Origin of the sequence: Cytobacillus oceanisediminis 2691, from assembly GCF_007678455.1 — a bacterium.
Lineage (GTDB): Bacteria > Bacillota > Bacilli > Bacillales > Cytobacillaceae > Mesobacillus > Mesobacillus oceanisediminis_A.
Window position 1 is genome coordinate 63,293 of sequence record NZ_VEEP01000008.1, and the last position, 19,819, is coordinate 83,111.

23 protein-coding genes are annotated in these 19,819 nt (G+C 46.1%); 2 read left to right on the forward strand and 21 right to left on the reverse strand.

What is annotated here, in order from left to right; genetic code table 11:
* Window positions 1-6: 6 nt before the first annotated feature.
* The 13 genes from FS736_RS16170 to FS736_RS16230 form a co-directional block, all read right to left on the reverse strand.
* Window positions 7-378, reverse strand: coding sequence for an ATP synthase subunit I (locus tag FS736_RS16170; protein ID WP_144479135.1), 372 nt, complete (start codon window positions 376-378; stop codon window positions 7-9).
* A 6-nt stretch (window positions 379-384) separates the two neighbouring features.
* Window positions 385-606: an AtpZ/AtpI family protein gene (locus tag FS736_RS16175; RefSeq protein WP_079506312.1), complete on the reverse strand. Its 222-nt coding sequence runs from the start codon at window positions 604-606 to the stop codon at window positions 385-387.
* A 267-nt stretch (window positions 607-873) separates the two neighbouring features.
* Window positions 874-3,162: a S8 family serine peptidase gene (locus tag FS736_RS16180; protein WP_144479137.1), complete on the reverse strand. Its 2,289-nt coding sequence runs from the start codon at window positions 3,160-3,162 to the stop codon at window positions 874-876.
* Between the two features lie 246 nt (window positions 3,163-3,408).
* The gene (upp, locus tag FS736_RS16185) at window positions 3,409-4,038 is read right to left on the reverse strand and encodes a uracil phosphoribosyltransferase (RefSeq protein WP_144479139.1); all 630 of its coding nucleotides are present in this window, start codon (window positions 4,036-4,038) and stop codon (window positions 3,409-3,411) included.
* A gap of 178 nt (window positions 4,039-4,216) precedes the next feature.
* Entirely contained in the window at window positions 4,217-5,458 is a 1,242-nt protein-coding gene (locus tag FS736_RS16190) for a serine hydroxymethyltransferase (RefSeq protein WP_144479141.1), read from the reverse strand.
* Between the two features lie 138 nt (window positions 5,459-5,596).
* Window positions 5,597-6,169: a TIGR01440 family protein gene (locus FS736_RS16195; RefSeq protein WP_186326822.1), complete on the reverse strand. Its 573-nt coding sequence runs from the start codon at window positions 6,167-6,169 to the stop codon at window positions 5,597-5,599.
* Window positions 6,170-6,187: 18 nt separating this feature from the next.
* Complete coding sequence (gene rpiB / locus FS736_RS16200; RefSeq protein WP_144479145.1) at window positions 6,188-6,631, reverse strand: ribose 5-phosphate isomerase B; 444 nt, start codon at window positions 6,629-6,631, stop codon at window positions 6,188-6,190.
* Window positions 6,632-7,016: 385 nt separating this feature from the next.
* The gene (locus FS736_RS16205; protein ID WP_144479147.1) at window positions 7,017-8,312 is read right to left on the reverse strand and encodes a methyl-accepting chemotaxis protein; all 1,296 of its coding nucleotides are present in this window, start codon (window positions 8,310-8,312) and stop codon (window positions 7,017-7,019) included.
* Between the two features lie 74 nt (window positions 8,313-8,386).
* Complete coding sequence (locus FS736_RS16210) at window positions 8,387-8,824, reverse strand: low molecular weight protein arginine phosphatase (RefSeq protein WP_144479149.1); 438 nt, start codon at window positions 8,822-8,824, stop codon at window positions 8,387-8,389.
* A gap of 122 nt (window positions 8,825-8,946) precedes the next feature.
* Complete coding sequence (locus FS736_RS16215) at window positions 8,947-9,501, reverse strand: manganese efflux pump MntP (RefSeq protein ID WP_144479151.1); 555 nt, start codon at window positions 9,499-9,501, stop codon at window positions 8,947-8,949.
* A 132-nt stretch (window positions 9,502-9,633) separates the two neighbouring features.
* Complete coding sequence (locus tag FS736_RS16220) at window positions 9,634-10,677, reverse strand: L-threonylcarbamoyladenylate synthase (RefSeq protein WP_144479153.1); 1,044 nt, start codon at window positions 10,675-10,677, stop codon at window positions 9,634-9,636.
* A gap of 142 nt (window positions 10,678-10,819) precedes the next feature.
* Complete coding sequence (locus tag FS736_RS16225; RefSeq protein WP_144479155.1) at window positions 10,820-11,263, reverse strand: GNAT family N-acetyltransferase; 444 nt, start codon at window positions 11,261-11,263, stop codon at window positions 10,820-10,822.
* Between the two features lie 141 nt (window positions 11,264-11,404).
* Window positions 11,405-11,794 carry a KGG domain-containing protein gene (locus tag FS736_RS16230; RefSeq protein ID WP_144479157.1) on the reverse strand — a complete coding sequence of 130 codons (390 nt, stop codon included), beginning with the start codon at window positions 11,792-11,794 and terminating at the stop codon, window positions 11,405-11,407.
* Between the two features lie 305 nt (window positions 11,795-12,099).
* On the opposite strand from FS736_RS16230, the gene FS736_RS16235 reads away from it, so the two are divergent.
* Together FS736_RS16235 and FS736_RS16240 are read left to right on the forward strand one after the other, a co-directional pair.
* A complete protein-coding gene (locus FS736_RS16235) occupies window positions 12,100-12,477 on the forward strand; it encodes a globin domain-containing protein (protein ID WP_144479159.1) in 378 nt (125 codons plus the stop codon).
* A gap of 12 nt (window positions 12,478-12,489) precedes the next feature.
* Window positions 12,490-12,831, forward strand: a complete 342-nt coding sequence (locus FS736_RS16240) for a cupin domain-containing protein (RefSeq protein ID WP_144479161.1) — start codon at window positions 12,490-12,492, stop codon at window positions 12,829-12,831.
* A gap of 248 nt (window positions 12,832-13,079) precedes the next feature.
* On the opposite strand, the gene spoIIR is transcribed toward FS736_RS16240, so the two are convergent.
* The 8 genes from spoIIR to FS736_RS16280 all read right to left on the reverse strand — a co-directional run bounded on the left by spoIIR (window position 13,080) and on the right by FS736_RS16280 (window position 19,630).
* A complete protein-coding gene (spoIIR, locus tag FS736_RS16245; protein ID WP_186326823.1) occupies window positions 13,080-13,793 on the reverse strand; it encodes a stage II sporulation protein R in 714 nt (237 codons plus the stop codon).
* A 94-nt stretch (window positions 13,794-13,887) separates the two neighbouring features.
* Window positions 13,888-14,754: a peptide chain release factor N(5)-glutamine methyltransferase gene (prmC, locus tag FS736_RS16250; protein ID WP_144479163.1), complete on the reverse strand. Its 867-nt coding sequence runs from the start codon at window positions 14,752-14,754 to the stop codon at window positions 13,888-13,890.
* A complete protein-coding gene (prfA, locus tag FS736_RS16255; protein ID WP_144479165.1) occupies window positions 14,747-15,820 on the reverse strand; it encodes a peptide chain release factor 1 in 1,074 nt (357 codons plus the stop codon). Before prfA ends, prmC begins: the two co-directional genes overlap by 8 nt.
* 175 nt (window positions 15,821-15,995) lie before the next feature.
* Entirely contained in the window at window positions 15,996-16,445 is a 450-nt protein-coding gene (locus FS736_RS16260) for a hypothetical protein (RefSeq protein ID WP_144479167.1), read from the reverse strand.
* Between the two features lie 299 nt (window positions 16,446-16,744).
* Window positions 16,745-17,365: a thymidine kinase gene (locus FS736_RS16265; RefSeq protein WP_144479169.1), complete on the reverse strand. Its 621-nt coding sequence runs from the start codon at window positions 17,363-17,365 to the stop codon at window positions 16,745-16,747.
* A gap of 279 nt (window positions 17,366-17,644) precedes the next feature.
* Window positions 17,645-17,854, reverse strand: coding sequence for a 50S ribosomal protein L31 (gene rpmE, locus FS736_RS16270; protein ID WP_144479171.1), 210 nt, complete (start codon window positions 17,852-17,854; stop codon window positions 17,645-17,647).
* A gap of 144 nt (window positions 17,855-17,998) precedes the next feature.
* Window positions 17,999-19,270 (reverse strand): transcription termination factor Rho, encoded by a 1,272-nt coding sequence (rho, locus tag FS736_RS16275; protein WP_079506270.1) that lies wholly within the window; start codon window positions 19,268-19,270, stop codon window positions 17,999-18,001.
* 180 nt (window positions 19,271-19,450) lie between these two features.
* Window positions 19,451-19,630: a hypothetical protein gene (locus FS736_RS16280; protein ID WP_144479172.1), complete on the reverse strand. Its 180-nt coding sequence runs from the start codon at window positions 19,628-19,630 to the stop codon at window positions 19,451-19,453.
* Window positions 19,631-19,819 lie beyond the last annotated feature (189 nt).

Here is a 19,819-nt window from a genome sequence, read left to right on the forward strand (position 1 = left end):
TCCCCGCTATTTACGTGATTGAAAAGTCTGGACAAAAAAATCTATCATAATGACAATATAAGCTGTCATTAATCCCAAAACCGTAAATACAAGGTTTATGCGATCCGGATATTCCATCGCAATGATTACGGCAAGCGCACCGGTCGCAAGTCTCGACATCGAGCCAAGTGAGCGAACCTTCTTCCCCTGTACCACCGAATCCCCGAAGGTGTTCATTTTCCTCGCAAGCAGCCATAAATTAAAAAGGCTCAGGCTTGTACCAAAAATCAATCCGGCAAAAACAGATTGATAGGTTGTAAACCCATATCCAAGTACATATAAGGACAATAATGTAAATATGTATTTTCGCTGGCGAGTAAACATATCCTTAATTTCCATTGGTGGCTAGTCTCCTGAAAAGAAGTGTTGGATGAGGCGAAGCATGGCATACACACCTGCCGCCAGTCCGATCAGCAATCCGAATATTAAGAAAAGCGGCTCTGTACCAAGGGTACGGTCAAGCCATCTTCCGGAAAAAATGCCAATTAAAATGGAGCCTACCAATTGAGATAGTATAGCGGACATGAGTGCCATCGCTTGTAAAGGGTGGCGGTTGTTTCGGCGCATAAAAACGCATCCTCACTATAGAGAATGGACATTCAGGGGAGTGAGAAATATTTTTGCAAAAACAATATTTTCACATAAAAAAAAGCTTGCATATCAACATTGAAAACCTTATCATTTTATGCCCTTTGTAAGCATACAATAGGCAAATGTCAATGTCAATCAATTGGGGTGAAAAAATTCACAAAGTTTTCACTGTGAATATATACCATCAACCCTATATCAGTATTATATTATTATAACAGAAAAAAACAGGACCGGAGTAAAGTTTCACCTTTTTCCGGTCCTGTTTTCAATAGAAGTTTTATCGATATAAATCATCGTTTCGATCATGCTCTCGCGCCCAGCTTTCTTCGCGAATACCTTTGCCAGATACACTCCGTCCTCCGGCAATTTTTCAAGCGGTATCTCTTTGCCGGCCATCCCTTTTTTCAGCTTTCTTCCCCAATCGAGAAAACCAACGAACCGAAACTGATCAGGATCGAAGAGGGCGATACCAAACTCGTCGGCTCCCCCGGGGAGATAAACTTCATATCGATAGGCTGTCCCAGAGTCGGCTGGAGCGAAACCGAAGCCCATTACCCGCGGATAATCCGGCTCTTCGAGGACATACAGATAGGGTATGCGGATCTTATTTTTTCCGTCATCCATCACAAGGCTGCCGTCATTGATTTTGTCATCGAGCATCTCCGGGGTAACCTTCATCGCCACTGCGACATCTTTACTTTCACCTGGTTTGAGTGTAAAACTCAGCGGCAGCTCCCATGCAATCCCTTTTTGTTTTTTCGGTATCGAGAAGGAGTAGGACTTTGTGGCGGAGCCCGTATTTTTCACTTTCAGTCGAGCGCTATGCCGATGCATGTTATCTGCAAGCTGGAATTTCCCAAATTGCAACGATCCTGGAATCACGAGGCTCTCTGTTTCAATTGCAGCTTCTGTCTGGATCCGGCCAGCTCCCTGCTCGAATGTCCGATATGTTTTTCCGGACTGATCCTGGATTTCCTTGGCAGTGTTCATGATCGCCGCCTTGATTTCAGCAGGAGTCCAATCTGGATGCGCCTGCTTGATGAGCGCTGCTGCACCGGCGATATGGGGCGCAGCCATGCTCGTTCCCTGGAGCGGCAGATAGCCTCCGGGAATCGTACTGTTGATCGCAACTCCAGGCGCTACGATATCCGGCTTGATTTCCCAGGTAATCGTTACAGGTCCGCGCGAACTGAAGTCTGCAAGGATATCTTTTTCTTCTATTAAATGGATACGAATCAGCATGGAGTTATTTTTTAGTTGCTTTTTCAATGCCAGGCCCGCTTTTTTGCTGATTGCAGCTACAGGGATCGGCAGGGTCTCTTCGAGGTTGCCAAAGAATGTACCATCCGTATTGTTGTAGATGATGACACCAATCGCGCCTGCTTCGAAGGCATTCTTTGCTTTTTCGGTAAAAGTAAGCTTGCCCCGCTCGACGAGGACTAGCTTATCACTAACGTCTTTCATCTCTTCTTTGGTTCCCAGTCCTGCAAACACCAGGTTCTCACTCTGGGTAATCTTCCAATTGTCCGAACCCTGTAAAAGCTCGAGCCTGATTTCTTCCGTGTTGCCTGTAGCGGTGATATACGGTATCTGCATCGGTGGGGTGGAAGCGCCCACCGATATCGCTTTTGAAGCGGTCCCTGGCGATCCGACCGTCCAGCGGTTCGGACCTGAATTCCCCGAAGACGTAACCGCGACGATTCCTGCATCAACCGTTTTGTTAAGCGCGAGGCTAATTGGCAGATCAGGACCATTTACATCATTTCCAAGTGATAGGTTCAGGATGTCCACCTTATCCTTGATCGCTTCATCTATCGCCGCAATCACCTGCTCGGTCGTTCCGCTTCCGCCCGGACCAAGCGCCCTGTAGGCAACAATTTTCGCTTCAGGTGCCATGCCTCTCATTCTCCCGTTTGCTGCGATGACACCGGCCACATGCGTGCCATGAAGCGTGCTTTTGAATCCCATACCCTTCGTTTCCATCGGATCATCATCGCCATCAACGAGGTCATGGCCACCGGCAAAACTTCTTCTTAAGTCAGGATGCTCGTAATCGATTCCCGTATCGATCACCCCGATGGTAATCCCCTTCCCCGTCAAATGGTTTCCTTTTTCATCAAGCAGCCCATGGACCGCTTCCGTTCCTATCAATTCAAAGTTATCAATGAAACTGGAGCTGGATTGATAGTGCTTAGGCTGGTGAAGTGATGAATTCTCCACTTTGTATGTGCTTACTTCAGAAACAAGTTTTACGTTTTCTATCCCTTCCAGCTGTTTCAGTTCAGAAGCTGGCCCCTGTACAGAATATCCATTTATCGCATGTGTGAACACACGTCGAAGCTTCGTATTTTTAAGGTTTTTCAGCGTATTTTTGATTTGCTTTTCTTCCACCGGCTGCTCCGTCAGTACGATGGCAATTTTTTCAGCCTGGGGATCTTCACGCGGAATCGGCGGATGCTGCAATTTTTGTGGCTGGAAGGCGGTGAGGATGACTAATGAAAGGAAAAAGAAGAAAATATTACGGATTTTCATGAAATACAGCCCTCCCTTTTTAGCTTAGCCTGTCATTTAAGGGAGAATAGTATTCAGATTACATTTTTTCCGCGAAAACTGCGGGGAATTCCGCGAAAGCGATGTTGTTTCCCGCGAAAAATTCGATAATTCCGCGAAATCTTGATGGAATTCCGCGAACTAGAATTATTCTAAATCTACAAACACAAGATTTTCAAAGAAAAGAAAAACACCCCTTTTCCAGAAAAGAGGTGTCTTAATTATTACTTACTTCGTCCCAAATAAACGATCTCCTGCATCTCCAAGACCAGGTACGATGTATCCGTGGTCGTTCAGCTTTTCATCGAGCGCGGCGATATAGATATCGACGTCAGGATGGGCTTCTTTTACCGCTTCTACGCCTTCTGGGGCTGCAATCAAACACATGAATTTGATGTGCTTGGCGCCGCGATTTTTAAGAGAGTTGATCGCTTCAACAGCAGATCCTCCTGTCGCAAGCATTGGGTCAACGACGATGAAGTCGCGCTCTTCGACGTCGCTTGGAAGCTTCACATAATATTCAACCGGCTTCAATGTTTGCGGATCACGGTATAGACCGATATGTCCTACCTTCGCTGCCGGGATTAACTTCAGGATGCCGTCAACCATTCCAATACCTGCACGCAGAATCGGGATGATGCCGAGCTTCTTGCCTGAAAGTACTTTCGATTTTGTCTTTTCGACTGGTGTTTCAATTTCAATTTCCTCAAGCGGCATGTCACGCGTGATTTCGAACGCCATCAGCGTTGCGACTTCGTCTACAAGCTCGCGGAATTCCTTTGTGCCTGTGCTTTTTTCGCGGATATAAGTAAGTTTATGCTGGATCAATGGATGGTCAAATACGTATACTTTTGCCATGATTATCGCTCCTTTTAAAGGTAAATGAGTTGTGAACACCGTCTGTTATATGTAAGATCTGCTGAATCACACTTCGTTTAATTTTACAGAAAAACCTCTTTACAAGCAACCGCAATAGCGTAATGATTTTCCCCTGAAAAAGCGGCCCTCATTCATGAAGGGCCGCCGGGGTGTTATTTTATCTCTCAGGATATAATTCGAACTTGCTTGTCAGGTCTTCGACGCGTTTACGCGCTTCTTCCAGTTTTGCTTCATCTTCATGATTTTTCAGGGTGAACGCGATCAATGAAGCAATCTCGTCCATCTCTTCATGTCCGAAGCCGCGGCTTGTGACGGCGGCTGTACCGATACGGATTCCGCTTGTGACGAATGGGCTTTCCGGATCGAATGGGATCGTATTTTTATTGACAGTGATGCCGATTTCATCCAGGACCTTTTCCGCTACCTTTCCAGTCAGGCCAAGTGAGCGCAGATCAACCAACAGCAAATGATTGTCTGTACCACCCGATACAAGATCGATTCCTTCTTTGTTCAAGCCTTCTGCAAGGCGGTTGGCATTGGAGATGATATTCTGGGCGTATTCTTTGAAAGAATGCTCCAGCGCTTCGCCAAACGCAACTGCTTTGGCAGCAATGACATGCATAAGCGGGCCGCCCTGGATGCCAGGGAAAATGGACTTGTCGATTTTCTTCGCGAATTCTTCTTTGCAAAGAATCATCCCGCCGCGCGGTCCGCGAAGGGTTTTATGGGTAGTCGTCGTGACAAAATCAGCATATGGAACCGGATTCTGGTGCAGGCCTGCTGCAACCAAACCGGCGATATGCGCCATATCGACCATCAAATAGGCGCCGACTTCATCCGCGATTTCACGGAAACGCTTGAAATCGATCGCTCTTGGGTATGCACTCGCACCGGCAACGATCATCTTCGGCTTATGTTCACGCGCTTTTTCAAGGACAACATCATAATCGATGACTTGAGTTTCCTCGTCGACACCGTACTCGACGAAATTATACTGGACACCACTGAAGTTAACCGGGCTGCCATGAGTCAAGTGACCGCCGTGGGAAAGATTCATCCCGAGGACGGTATCGCCCTGTTCAAGAACGGTAAAATAAACCGCCATATTCGCCTGGGCGCCTGAGTGAGGCTGGACGTTCACGTGCTCTGCGCCAAAGATTTCCTTCGCGCGGTCGCGGGCGATATTTTCGACAACATCGACATGCTCGCATCCGCCATAATAGCGGCGGCCTGGATAACCTTCCGCATATTTATTTGTCAGTACAGATCCCTGCGCTTCCATGACTGCCTCGCTGACAAAGTTCTCAGATGCAATCAATTCGATTTTCGTACGCTGACGCTTCAATTCATCCTGCATTGCTGCGAATAACTGGCTATCCTGCTGTGACAAGTGCTTCACGTAAGTTCCCCCTCTTGATATGTATTATCTGGTTTCGTTATTAGAAAATTCATTCTTATTTTAGCCGATATTATGATGAAAGAAAAGGATGACGCTAGAAAAAACAGAACCATTGAACAGGTTCTGCTTCTTCATCAATCAACATGATTCATTTTCGTTTGTTCGTTCGTAAACTGCTCGGGCGCCGCCGATCAGCTTCGGCCTTGTTTTCGCCAGCGTCACATGGGCATGTCCGAGGCTTTTCTGCTGCACTCTGACTGGCACGGCGACATGCTTCATTTGCATGCCAATCAATGTATCGCCAATATCGATGCCGGCGTCTGCCTTGATGAATTCCACCATAACAGGGTTGTCGAGGTGTTGGTAGGCATGCGCGGCCATTGCCCCGCCTGCATTCCTCACCGGGATCACCGTCACTTCATCCAGCTGCTTTCGCTCCGCCGTATCCCGTTCGACGACGATTGCGCGGTTCAAATGCTCACAGCATTGGAACGCCAGCTGGACGCCTGTTTGATTCTGAAGTTCGCGGAGCTGCCTGAAGACCATTGCCGCGACCTCGTCCGTACCCGCTGTACCAATCCGCTGGCCGATGATTTCACTCGTGCTGCAGCCGACAACCAATACCTGGCCTTTTTTCAGTTGTACCTGTTCGTTAAAATCGGTAAGAATGGAGTTCAATTCTGCTTCCCATTGTTGAATAGACAGTGTCAGCGCCTCCTTTTAAAAATCTTACTGCTTGTTTTCATACTCCTTGATTTTGCCTACACGGTTTTCGTGGCGGCCGCCTTCGTACTCCTCTGTAAGCCATACAGCTGCAATCTCCCGCGCAAGCCCAGGTCCGATGACACGCTCTCCCATCGCGAGCATATTGCTGTCATTGTGCTGGCGAGTTGCTTTCGCACTGAATACATCATGCACTAGCGCACAGCGAATGCCCTTCACCTTGTTCGCAGCGATGCTCATGCCAATGCCTGTACCGCAAATCAAGATTCCCTTATCAAACTCTCCGTTCGCCACTTTTTCCGCAACCGGGAGCGCATAGTCTGGATAGTCAACAGAAGTTCCGCACTCACAGCCGAAATCTTCATACTGAATATTCATTTCATCCATCAAATTCTTAATTTCTTCGCGGATATTGACTCCGCCATGGTCTGAAGCAATTGCAACCTTCATTTGTAAAATCCTCCTATGTATTCCCGCTTGCGGGGCGATTAAATCTACTGTTATTTTCTCATATTCGCTCTGGATTATAAAGAAAACGGTTTTTTGTATTGATATTCATTACTAATATTTGTTTAGAAAAAGATTTTATAGCGAGTTTTACTTTTTTATAGCGACTTTTTGCTTTTTATAGCGAGTTTCATTTTTATATAGCGACTTTTCGTTTTTTATAGCGAGTTTCATTTTTATATGGCGACTTTTCGTATTTTTATAGCGAGTTTTTAATTTATATAGCGACTTTCTCATTTTTATAGCGACTTGGAAATTCAGCGCCATTTTTTCCAACTCAAAAAAAAAAAAAAACCACAGCATCTTCCAGCTGTGGTCCAACAATTATTTACAACGAAAACTTCGTAATCGTGCTTTTTAGTTTTCCGGCCTGGTTTTGCAGTTCTACCGCCAACTCTTCTACATCTGAAATGACTTCCGCCTGCTGTTCGGCAGCTGAGGCCACGCTCAATGCTCCGGCAGAAGTTTCTTCCGCAATCGCGGCCATTTCCTGCGATTGATTGGATGTGTGCTGGATGGTTTTCATTTGCGTTTCGACAAGTGCGGTAATCGTGTGGATCACATCTGCCATCTCGTGGATAGTTTCCGTCATTTCTTCAATTACCTGGTTTGTCTTCTCGCCTTTCTTCGCTTCACCATTCGCCGTCTCGACCTGTCTGCTGATCTGGCCGACGACGTTCTGCACCTCAGACTGGATGTTTTGGATCAAGCCTGATATTCCCTGGACAGCATCCGCACTCTGGTCGGCAAGCTTCCTCACTTCTTCGGCGACAACTGCGAAGCCTTTGCCATGCTCTCCGGCACGTGCTGCTTCAATCGATGCATTAAGCGCGAGCAAATTCGTCTGTGCAGCGATATCGCCAACAAGCTGGATGATCTGCTCCACTTTTGTCGCGTTTTCTTCTAATCGTTTGACCGTGCCAAGCGATTCGCGGTTATCATTCGCAAGCCTTTCAATCCCTGAAATCAATGAATGGATGGCATCCTTTGATTCCTGGAGATCTTTAACCATTTCCACGGAGATCGATTCAGATGCCCGCGCTTTTTCCTGGACGTCTTCTGCGATCCGGATGACTTCATCAACCGATTCTGCCGTTGTTTGCGTAGATAGCGCCGAAGAATCAGCTCCAGCAGCAATTTCCTTGATCGTCGTTGAAATGATCGATGCCTGCTCTGAGGCAGTTGCTGATTGGCCGGAAATGCGGATTACTTTTTCATTTGTTTCATTGAAATTCGCATCAATCTGGCTGACCATCTCACGCAGGTTTGACAGCATATTATTGAAGGCCATTCCCAAAGAGCGGATTTCGTCATCCGATTTCGAGACTTCCACATCCTCGGCAATCTCACCCTGTGCCGCCTTCAAAGCCGACTGTTCCAGCTTTTGCAATGGCTTGATAATAAGGCCGGCAGCCATATACGCGAGCAGCCCCGACCAGAAAATACCGAGACCTAGAACTGCGGCAGTATAAACGACCGAATTAATGCCAATGAACTTTTGAACAAAAGGATAAAGGAAATAAATAAAGAATGCACTTGTTGAATACGTAATGATCGCTAACACGGTCGTCAGCATGACCATTTTCTTTCGCAATCCCATTTTGTAGCTTCGTTTTGAACCCACTGACAATCCCCCTGAAAAATGAATTTGCATCGTTCCACTTTTCGAATCGCTGCGAAAAGTTTTTCTCAAGGGTATTATCGGATTTTATCGATGATTCTTTCGATACTTTTTTGAATTTCTTGAAAAGCTTTCCGATAAATTTGCTCATCCCCGCCATACGGGTCTGCTACATCCTGGCTTCCGCTTTCTTCCGCAAATTCTTTCAATGTAAAAGTTTTCTCAGCTGCGTCTGGATACTGGCTCAGAATCAGCCCTTTATGGCTACCAGTCATCGTCAGGACCACTGTCGCCCAATCAATCATTTCCTTTGTCAATGTCGAGGAGCGATGCACATGGCTTATTTCGTTTTCCTCAAGCACGATTTTTGCATTGACCGAAGCATCCTCGCCGTTCGGAGCATACACTCCCGCTGATTTCACTTCGATGCCGGGCAGCTGCTTGCTTTTTAAAATCGCTTCCGCCATTGGGCTTCGGCATGTATTTCCGGTACAGACAAATAAAACGTGCGCCATGCGTTTCCCTCCTGTGTTCAACTTTTCTTCATTATAAGACAATCTCAAAGCATTTTCATTTTTGCCATTTTGAAATGCGCGAAAAAAATACACCCGCATCACAACAGGTGCACAAAAAAAGTCTATAGTGGCAGAAGCAATTTCAGCCCGAATGTGAGCAATATGCTTCCTCCCAATGCTTCGCTGTATGTACCAAGCCAACCCTGCACTCTTTTTCCGACCAGCAGGCCTGCCCATGTCAGGACCATCGCTGCGACTCCAAAGCAGATCAGTACTAGCAGTGTCCTCGCGCCATAGATTCCCAGTGTGAGGCCGACAGAAAAACTATCAAGGCTGACAGATAGGGCAAAAATCAATAAACCCTTGCCAACCGGAGTAATCAGGCTTGTCTCCTCTTCCTTGAAGCTTGCCCAGATCATCTGGACACCGAGCACAATCAGCAGCAGGCCGCCAATATATCCTGCTATCGCCCCGAATTGCTGCGATAAGAATCTTCCTGCCACCATTCCAAGCAGCGGCATCCACACATGGAACAAGCCAATCGTGACGCCAATTTTAAAAATATGCCTTTTCGTCAGCCTGAACATGCCCATTCCGAGACCTACGGAAAATGCATCCATTCCCAATGCGAATGCCATCAACATCAGTGTGAATAATTCGCCGGCTATTGCTGCCATGTCTTCGCCCCCTCGGACTTGCTAATTCAGCATATGCACGTCCAAAAAGATTTAGAAGCACGGAATTGGGAGTTTAAAACTCATGGCGGCCGCAACAGCAAAAAAGCGCTTCAGGGCTGAAGCGCTTTTCTTCTATTTGTTGATAATCGGCAGACCAGAGGCCTTTGATAAGCGATTCATGATCGCCTGGCCGACACCCTGATCAGGGAAGATTTCGCCGAAAATGATATCGAGGTCTTCCTGGTTGAATGCCCGGAGTGTATCATAGAGAGCTTCCGCGACAGTTTCAAGACGGGCTCTTTCGCCGCATGCTATCACGACATTCGCATCATAAAATCCCTTGTTTTCCTTCGTGGTCATCACGCCGACTCTCTGGCCTTCGTTCCGCTTTTCGTTCACCAGCTGCTGGATTTCTTCTTTTGATCCATCAACGAGATAAAAAGGGGAATTAGGCGCGTAATGGCGGTATTTCATCCCAGGTGCTTTCGGCGCCTGCCCTTCATCCGTTAACGCAGGGTCTGCCGAAATTTTGCCAATTACTTCTTCCAGCTGCTCCTTCGTTACACCGCCAGGCCTTAAAATCACAGGGACTTCACTGGTGCAATCGACCACCGTGGATTCAAGGCCAACTCCGGTTGCACCGCCATCAACAATCCCGGAAATTCTGCCGGTCAGATCGTCAGCAACATGCGCAGCCGTCGTCGGGCTTGGCTTACCTGACAGATTCGCACTTGGTGCTGCAAGCGGAAGGCCTGTTTCCTCGATGAGCGCCAGGGCAACGGGATGGTCGGGCATCCTGATTGCGACTGTGGATAATCCGGCAGTTGCCTTTTCAGAAAGAGCGCCTGCCTTCTTTTCGAGGATGATCGTCAGCGGACCTGGCCAGAAAGCATCCATTAATCGCAATGCCTGTTCAGGGATTTCTTTTACAAAAGAATGAATTTGTTCACGATTGGCAATATGGATAATCAATGGGTTATCCCCAGGTCTTCCTTTTGCTTCGAAAATCTTCGATACGGCTTCATCGCTTTCTGCGTTACCTCCGAGTCCATAAACCGTTTCTGTCGGAAAAGCGACGACTTCATTTTGCTTCAGTTTTTGTGCAGCTTCCATGATTTGTGGATATGTTTTTAAATTATCCACATTCTTATCCACTGTCCACATTTGTGTTTGCATGTACATCCACCTTTTACTTCTCGCTATACTAGTCTATTTCTATGAAAGTATAAAAGAAGAATTAGCAGAACTCAAGTTTTTATCCACAAATTGTGGATACTTTTAATGAAACAGTGGATAACTTTGTGGATTAATCCACAATTCACAGAATTATTTTCATAATCGCGGAGTTATCCACAGTTAAAACTTGTTTAAGATGATTTTTTTCAAGAAGAGAATCAGGAATTTCGGATTGGTTCACCATTTCAAAACCAATGCTCCCAAAAAAAGAGACAGCACTCATCTTGTTGGTGACGAGATAAAGCTCCTCCAGCTCCTGGCTTTTCGCCGTCAGGAATGCTCTTTTGAAAAGAAGCATCAAATCAGGCTGGGCAATTTGCGGAGAGACGACGAAGGAACGCAATAAACCCGCCTTGTCCACAGGTTCTACACCAAGACATGCCTTAAGTTCCCCTTCCTGATTCTCCATTAAAGAAAAGTTTTCAATCGATTCTGCCAAACCTTCCGGGCTTACACCTGCCTCTGTCAAAAAAGCATCTAGCTTAGGCAGGTCCTCTTTATTTGCACTTCTGATTTTCCATGTCATATCTTTCACCTCGAGATTTAGATTCTACTAAATTGATATGATAGGATTGAAAAAAGTAGAACTCAAAAAAAAAAACACGGCAGCAAATCACTTATGTGACGCTGCCGTGCTTCTTTTAAATGTGCTCTTTAAGCCGGGTGTTTAGTCGTTGTTATTGTTGTTGCGGGCATTGCCGCCTTTTTCACCGATTTCTTCATAGAAGCTTCGGTCATGGTTCTCAGAAGTCGCTTCTCCGCCTTTGCGGCCAATCTCCTGATAGAAGTCCTTGTCGTGGCTTTCGGATGTTGATTCGCCACCTTTTTTACCGATTTCCTGGTAGAATTCGCTGTCATGGCTCTCAGCAGTAGCCTCTCCGCCTTTGCGGCCAATATCCTGATAGAAATCTTTGTCGTGATTGTTGGAAGTTGCTTCGCCGCCTTTACGGCCGATTTCCTGATAGAATTCGCTGCCATGGTTCTGGCTTGTTGCTTCGCCGCCCATGCGTCCTCGTTCTTCACGTGACATCTTATCATTATTATTGTTTTTAGCCATATTACTCATCCTCCTTGAAATCTAAGTTTTGATGTTACACTACACTGAATATCCGGAATCTCACATGCTAAAACTAGATTCAAAAGAATGTAATATGCTTGTTCAACGAATGTAATATTTTTGGAAATTCGCGCAGTCGTTTTTCCTCCTTTACCATGTATTTCTTAATAGAAGCTAGCTAATGTTTCCTAGCTTCTCATAGTGAAAAATTCATACGTGAGTGATTTAGGTCACTATGTCCCTCACTTTGTATGGTTATAATAAATTTATACAGATGAAAACCTTTCTCAAAAAGGGGGCAGGGCATGGAAATCAAAACAATATATCAACAGATTGGCGGAGACGAATCGATCCGCAAAATTGTTGATACTTTTTATCCGAAAGTTTATGAAAATGAAGAGCTCAGTCCGTTGTTTGAAGGAGATATAGCAGAAATCAAGAGGAAGCAGTGGATGTTCCTCACACAACTGACCGGCGGCGGAGCACTTTACAGCGAGGAATTCGGACCTCCCAATATGAGGGCCAGGCATATGCCTTTTGAAATAACGCCTATTCGCGCGCAGGCATGGCTGAGGCTGATGCATGAAACATTGACCGAAACAGGATTGCTGGAAACCGAGGGAGGCAAAGCCTTGTTCGAGCGCTTGAGCCAGATCGCGCCAATTATGATTAACAGCCAATAAGGAGGGCTTATCATGGAAAAACAATCATTGAAACAATACCAGGAATTCAGCGAAGAACGGTTTACGAAACGGATTGTCTTTAAAAAAGGTGACAGCACCGTATTCCTGCTAAACTTCACGCCCGGCCAGGAGCTGCCGAAGCACACTCATCCAGGGACAGAAGTATTTATTTTAACAATGCAGGGTGAAGGAACGTTTACGATTGACGGAGAAGAAGTAACGGCAGCAGCCAACGAAACCGTCCATTTGAGCGGCAGCGAAGAACTATCCTATAAAAACACCGGTGATGAGCCTGTCACTTTATATGTGATGCTCAACAAGATTCCGGATGAAAGATTTGCACAGGATATTTAAAGTAAGATTGAAGCAGCTGGTTTTTGCTAGTTGGTCGATATAATAACGGTTTTGGTCGAAATACTTTAAAATGTGGTCGATATAATTGAAAATCCGCTGATATAATTCAAAAAGTGGTCGATATATTTTGAAATTCGCCAAATTAATTTAAAATGCGGTTTAATTATCTAAAATTGCGAGCTGGATTGAAGTTATTTTGATCAAGTCTGCTAAAAAAACAGCCCCTGCATCCGCTGCAGGGGCTTATTTTATCCAAAAATCCTGTTCCAGATCTCCACCAGGAAGAATGCAACCTCAACTTCTTCTTCCTCGCTGCCTTCGTAGACTGGTTTTTCATCCTTTTCTGATGATTTCTTGTCCTTTTTCGCTTCTTTTACAAGATCGGCATCTGCCTTTTCGTCTTCCACATCTACTTTCACATCACCTTTGTCGCTGTTTTCATCGAAGCCTTCGCTTGTTGCTTCGCCGTTTGAGAAATCAAGGAAGCATAGCGGCGGATACAGGACGCACCACCAGTTTGCTCCTTCTCCTTCGCCCAATGTAATGAGGATCGCCTCATATTCACCCGCCGGATAGAGAAACTGCCCGTATAGTTTAGTAGGAAACTGGACCTTATCGAACTCTGTTTTTACCGTCTGTGTGGAGCCTTGTTCTGCGACGACTTTTTCGGCGATCTTCTGGATTTCCGGAAGTTTGGACTTGATTACTTCTCTCGCAGCTTCAATCGATGTAAGGTCCTGGACCCATTTGGTGATCTCCTTATTGATTTCATCGCGTACCAGTCGCTTGATTTCCTGATCTTTTTCAAGGTCACTTTCAGCAAGAATCCTCAGCCGGATCGCTTCGTTCGGTATTACCTTTGCCTCCTGGGCTGCCACTTCCGTTTTCGGTGTATATAAACTTAACATCGTAGCTGCACATAATAGGAGTATATATAATAAAGCCGCTGATTTTTTCATCATCATCATCTCTCGCACCATCCCTTCACTAGTCACAGTGTGGACAGTTTGATAGATTCTTAAACTAGTAATTTTGAAAAAAATGGACCCCTTTTGATCAGGAGTCCATTTCAGCAAAAACCATCCGATCCTTGCCATTGATATCAAAAACAACCTCAACTCTTGCGTGCGGGAAGGTTTTTTCCAGAAGCCCGCGAACAGCTTCTCCCTGGCCTGCGCCGATTTCAAAGCCGACGATTGCCTTTTCTTTCAGCACAAGCGGCAGCTCGTCCATGAAGCGGCGATACAGGTCCAATCCATCTTCACCTGCAAACAGTGCCATATGCGGCTCATGCTCGGTAACAATGTCTGACATCCATGCCTGGTCCGCAATGGGAATGTACGGCGGGTTCGAGATGACAGCATCGACTTTTTTTCCGTGTAAAATAAGCGGCTGCAACAGGTCGCCATGCAAGAATTCGACGTCTGCACCAAGTTTGCCGGCATTTTTCCGAGCAACATCCAGAGCTTCTTCTGAAAGGTCGACCGCTGACACCTTCAATTCAGGTTTCTCCAGCTTCAGACTGACCGAAATCGCTCCGCTTCCGGTCCCGACATCGACAAGGTCAATTTGGCCACTTTCCGGGAAAAGCTTTTCCAGCCGCTGAAGCGTGCCATGAACAAGCTCCTCCGTCTCCGGACGTGGAATCAGCACATGCTCGTTCACCTCAAAGCGGCGGCCATAAAACTCCTCTGAACCGATAATATACTGGATCGGTTCACCTTCTGCATGCCTTTTTACAGCGGCACGGAACTCTGTCCACACTTCCCCTTCCAGTTCATCGCGCATCTTCATCAGCATCGAAGTGCGGGACAGCCCCGAGAAGTGCCGCAGAAGCAGCTCACCGGCAAACTCTTCACGGTTATGTTCTTTTAAAAAAGAAGAAGCCCAGTTGAGGGCTTCATACATTTTGGGATCAGTCATTGTTCGCACTCTCAAGTCTTTGCGATTGGTCTTCCATGATTAATGCATCGATGATTTCATCCAACTTGCCCTGGAGAATCTGGTCAAGCTTTTGGATCGTCAAACCGATACGGTGGTCAGTCACGCGGTTCTGCGGGAAGTTGTACGTACGGATACGCTCAGAGCGATCGCCGGTACCAACGGCTGATTTACGAACCTGGTCGTACTCCGCCTGCGCTTCCTGCTGGAACTTGTCATAGACGCGGGCACGAAGTACCTTCATCGCCTTGTCTTTGTTTTTGTGCTGTGATTTTTCATCCTGACATGACACGACGATTCCAGTCGGGATGTGAGTCAAACGGACCGCTGACATCGTGGTGTTTACGGACTGTCCGCCGGCTCCGCTGGACGCGAATGTATCGAAGCGGATATCCTTATCATGCAGCTCGATTTCAACTTCTTCTGCTTCCGGAAGACATGCAACCGTAGCTGTTGAAGTATGGATACGTCCGCCTGATTCCGTTTCCGGAACACGCTGGACGCGGTGAGCGCCGTTCTCGAACTTCATTTTGGAATATGCGCCATTTCCGTTGATCATGAAGATGATCTCTTTAAAACCGCCAACGCCAGTCGTGCTGGCATCGATGATTTCTGTTTTCCAGCCCTGTGATTCAGCAAAACGGCTGTACATGCGGTATAGGTCGCCAGCAAACAGAGCGGCCTCATCACCGCCCGCAGCGCCGCGGATTTCCATAATAACGTTTTTATCATCATTAGGGTCCTTAGGAACCAGGAGAATCTTGATTCGCGCTTCCAGCTCTTCAATGCGCGGCTCAAGATCGGAGATTTCCTCCTTGACCATTTCACGCATATCAGCATCAAGCTTTTCTTCGAGCATCGCCTTTGCATCGGCCAATTGCTCTTTCACTTCTTTGTATTCACGGTAAGCCATGACCGTTTCCTGGATGTCAGACTGCTCCTTGGAATACTCGCGGAGCTTCTTGGAGTCATTGACTACTTCCGGGTCACTCAATAGTTCATTCAATCTTTCATAACGATCCTCAACTGCTTGAAGACGATCAAACACGGACATTCACCTCTATTTTCATAATCCTTCATATGGATTCAAACATAATAGTAAAAGTTCATAGCATAACATTCTAATTATAGTATAGGTGCCACTCTCAGTCAAAATCATTCTAAACGCTTATAGCCAACGAAAAAGCATGCCCGATGCCGAGCATGCTGTCCCGATGGTGCTTTTATTCAATATTGACATTGATGTCGTAGCGCGGCAAAGCTTGAGCCAGCTTATCATGTAATGTTTTCTGTGCTTTTTCGCGATCCTTTCGGGTTACCCGCCCTTGAAGCTGAGCTGTCACGTTCATCTCCCCGCCGTTGATCCAGATCGAACCTGGTTCATAGCCAGCATCTGAAATGACGTCTTTCGCTTTTTGGACATCCTGGGAAAAACTGTGGTGGTTCTCGTTATCGGTATTCAGCAAATTCGGGTTTTGATCGGTCATCGTCATGCCATTGTCCTGGTCCTTTGTGAAATTCGGGCCATCCCCGTGGCGGACTCCGTCATTTTCCCTGTTCAGATCAACACCAGCCTGGTCTTCATCCTTGTCATATACAGATTCAGCATTATCCTGAGCACATCCTGAAACCATAACCACCGCGAACATAAGCAATATGAGTAATTTTTTCAAATTATGGCACCTCCCGCGGTTAGCTTGCCCTTTTGGGGGATCATCCATGCAAGGATTGAGCTATTTTTAGCGGAAATACGCGGCCGGAAAACTTCACGGCTATCATTGCATCTTAATGAATATTAATTGCACGATAAGAAGCATTAATTGCATGTTCAACCGTGTTAATTGCACCGTAAGAAACATTAATTGCACGCTCACCCGTGTTAATTGCACCGTAATGTTACATGATTGCACGCTTAACCAATATAGGCGAATTCATATAAAAAATCCCCCGCTCACGGGAGGATCAGACATTATTATGTTAAGCTTTGCGTCGTTTTTTCGATTTTAAGCTCATTTGGTGATTTTGGCACCTCATGGTGGTGTCTGCAGCGCGGCTCATATGCTTCTGATGCGCCAACAAGTATGACTGGGTCATCGTAAGAAGCCGGTTTGCCGTTGATCAGACGCTGTGTACGGCTTGCAGGCGATCCGCAGACAGCACATACAGCCTGAAGCTTGGTCACATTTTCAGCAACAGCCATCAACGCAGGCATTTGGCCGAATGGCTCGCCGCGGAAATCCTGGTCAAGCCCGGCAACGATGACGCGATAGCCGCTGTCTGCCAGGTGCTGGACAACCGCAAGGATTTCATTGTCAAAAAACTGGACTTCATCGATGGCAATGACATCGATATCAGGGTTGATGTGCTTGAAAATATCAGTAGAGTTGGCAATAGGCTTGGCAGTAACTGCTGCTCCGTTGTGTGATACAACCGATTCTTCGCTGTAGCGGTTATCAATCGCAGGCTTGAAAACAGCAATTTTTTGCTTTGCAAATTGCGTCCTGCGCACGCGGCGGATCAGTTCTTCGGATTTACCGGAAAACATGCTGCCGCAGATCAATTCGATCCAGCCGCTTTGTTTCATAACGTACATGGTCGGCCTCTCCTTCCTCGCTAAACCAAAAATTTGATAGGCTTTTTTCGTATTTTTACGGCTTTTCCATGCCATAAAGGTACGAAAAAAGCCTGGTCAAAGTTCGACACTTTTTTTCAGCTTTTTCCATTATAACAAAAAATTCCGCTGAATCCAGACACAAAAATAAAGTTCATAAAATAAATTTTTATCTTATATATGTACCCAAAAGCACATGTAAAAAGGCAATAAAAAACAGGCAAGTCACAAAGCTTCTTGCCTGTTTCATCATCTCTTATATTACTGGTTGTTTTTAAGACCGTATTTCTTGTTGAAGCGGTCAACACGTCCGCCAGCTTCAGCAAACTTCTGACGTCCAGTATAGAATGGGTGGCATTCAGAGCAAGTTTCAACGCGAATCTCGTCCTTAACAGAACCAGTTTCGAATTCGTTTCCGCAAGCGCAAGTCACCTTAACTGTTTTGTAGTTTGGATGAATTCCTGATTTCATTCTTTTCATCTCCTTCCGCCCTGAATCATATCCGAAACAGAGTTATAATCAACGGTTCAGACCGTTATTGGAAAAACACACTGACCTCATTATAACAAGTCCAATTCATTTTTTCAAGTCAGTTTTTCAGCCCAGAATCTGGAATTATGAGCGCTTGTTATTGCCTTTCATTTCTTCACCAAGTACTGCGAAGAAATCTTCATTCGACTTGGACTGTCTTAGCTTGCGCAGGAATTTTTCCGCGAAATCCGGTGAATCGGACATCGATTTGCGGATCGCCCACAGCTTGTCCAGATGGTCCTTTGGAATAAGCAATTCTTCCTTACGCGTTCCGGAGCGACGGATGTCGATGGCCGGGAAGATCCTTCTTTCGGCAAGTGAACGGTCAAGGTGAAGTTCCATATTACCTGTTCCTTTGAATTCTTCGTAAATGACATCGTCCATACGTGAGCCTGTATCTACAAGCGCAGTTGCAAGGATCGTCAAGCTGCCGCCTTCCTCGATATTACGCGCAGCACCGAAGAAACGCTTCGGACGGTGGAATGCCGCAGGGTCAATACCACCGGACAATGTACGTCCGCTTGGCGGAATGACAAGGTTGTAGGCACGTGCAAGACGTGTGATGCTGTCCATCAGGATGATGACATCACGCTTATGCTCGACAAGGCGCATCGCACGCTCAAGCACAAGCTCTGCAACCTTGATATGGTTTTCAGGCACTTCGTCAAAAGTGGAGCTGACTACATCGCCGGCAACGGAACGCTCGATATCTGTTACCTCTTCAGGACGCTCATCGATCAATAGCACAATCAGTTCCGCTTCCGGATGGTTCGTTGTAATGCTGTTGGCAATTTCTTTGATAAGCATCGTTTTACCAGCCTTTGGCGGAGCGACAATCAATCCGCGCTGTCCAAAGCCGACTGGTGCAAGGACATCCATGATTCTGGTGGAAACCTTGTTGTGTGTAGTCTCAAGCTTCATCTGACGGTCTGGGTACAATGGCGTCAATCCCGGGAAGTGAACCCTTTCTTTTGCCGATTCTGGGTCATCACCGTTGACAGCCTCGACCTGAAGCAATCCGAAATAACGTTCGTTCTCTTTAGGAGGACGGACTTTACCCGATACCTTGTCCCCGTTCCTTAAGTCAAAACGGCGGATCTGCGAAGCCGAAATGTAGATGTCCTCTGAGCTTGGGGAATAGTTGATTGGGCGCAGGAATCCAAAGCCCTCAGACTGGATGATTTCCAGGACACCTTCCATGAAAAAATAACCCTGCTGTTCGGCACGTGCTTTTAAAATAGCAAAAATAAGTTCTTTTTTCGTCAACTTGCTGTAGTAAGAGACTTTATACTCTTTTGCGAGTTCATAAAGCTCTTTCAATTTCATATTTTCTAAGCTTGAAATATTTACTTCCATAATGAATGTCACCACGCCTTAAAATATTTCGATTTCCCCCATAAAGAAAAGTATATGAATATCAGAGTATGGATGGAAAAAGAAGAAATGAGTTCCTTGAAGGTTGTAAGAAGGAATTAATGAAGGTAGAACATTTTGTGATCTATATATTTTACTTTCAAAACAATTTTCATTTTACCCTTAAATATGAAAAATAATCAATCTTTTTATATATCCGCTGCCTTTAGGTGGTAAGGCAGCGGACTTGAAAGGGTTTGCAGTCATTTTTTTAGCTATTAAAACACGACTGTTGATTTTCGTTTCAGGCGCTTCGCTTTCCGCTGGAAGAATATGAAAAAGACCAACTGCCGTCTTTTTCATAAGCAATCCTTCCTTGGGGCTGGCGCTGAGCCTCCTCGCCGTTCCACTCCTGCGGGGTGCAAATGATTCCTCACGTGAATCATTTCACCTAGGTCTCATCTGACCAGCTGCGCCCGCAGGACACTGAATGGCTTCCTCGAGTTTAACCACGCACGATGGAAATGCGATAGCATTTTCGGAGGAGTCTAC

Coding starts and splice junctions, on each gene's coding strand:
- rpiB (WP_144479145.1), bottom strand. CDS start 6,631: ATGAAGGTTGCAATTGCTTCAGACCATGGCGGAGTCAATATCCGCGAA.
- FS736_RS16210 (WP_144479149.1), bottom strand. CDS start 8,824: ATGGCGCACGTTTTATTTGTCTGTACCGGAAATACATGCCGAAGCCCA.
- FS736_RS16265 (WP_144479169.1), bottom strand. CDS start 17,365: ATGTACGTTATGAAACAAAGCGGCTGGATCGAATTGATCTGCGGCAGC.
- FS736_RS16240 (WP_144479161.1), top strand. CDS start 12,490: ATGGAAAAACAATCATTGAAACAATACCAGGAATTCAGCGAAGAACGG.
- FS736_RS16225 (WP_144479155.1), bottom strand. CDS start 11,263: ATGACATGGAAAATCAGAAGTGCAAATAAAGAGGACCTGCCTAAGCTA.
- FS736_RS16215 (WP_144479151.1), bottom strand. CDS start 9,501: ATGGCAGCAATAGCCGGCGAATTATTCACACTGATGTTGATGGCATTC.
- FS736_RS16175 (WP_079506312.1), bottom strand. CDS start 606: ATGCGCCGAAACAACCGCCACCCTTTACAAGCGATGGCACTCATGTCC.
- prmC (WP_144479163.1), bottom strand. CDS start 14,754: ATGACTGATCCCAAAATGTATGAAGCCCTCAACTGGGCTTCTTCTTTT.
- FS736_RS16220 (WP_144479153.1), bottom strand. CDS start 10,677: ATGCAAACACAAATGTGGACAGTGGATAAGAATGTGGATAATTTAAAA.
- FS736_RS16180 (WP_144479137.1), bottom strand. CDS start 3,162: ATGAAAATCCGTAATATTTTCTTCTTTTTCCTTTCATTAGTCATCCTC.
- FS736_RS16280 (WP_144479172.1), bottom strand. CDS start 19,630: ATGAAAAAGACGGCAGTTGGTCTTTTTCATATTCTTCCAGCGGAAAGC.
- rho (WP_079506270.1), bottom strand. CDS start 19,270: ATGGAAGTAAATATTTCAAGCTTAGAAAATATGAAATTGAAAGAGCTT.
- upp (WP_144479139.1), bottom strand. CDS start 4,038: ATGGCAAAAGTATACGTATTTGACCATCCATTGATCCAGCATAAACTT.
- FS736_RS16230 (WP_144479157.1), bottom strand. CDS start 11,794: ATGGCTAAAAACAATAATAATGATAAGATGTCACGTGAAGAACGAGGA.
- FS736_RS16235 (WP_144479159.1), top strand. CDS start 12,100: ATGGAAATCAAAACAATATATCAACAGATTGGCGGAGACGAATCGATC.
- FS736_RS16170 (WP_144479135.1), bottom strand. CDS start 378: ATGGAAATTAAGGATATGTTTACTCGCCAGCGAAAATACATATTTACA.
- spoIIR (WP_186326823.1), bottom strand. CDS start 13,793: ATGATGAAAAAATCAGCGGCTTTATTATATATACTCCTATTATGTGCA.
- rpmE (WP_144479171.1), bottom strand. CDS start 17,854: ATGAAATCAGGAATTCATCCAAACTACAAAACAGTTAAGGTGACTTGC.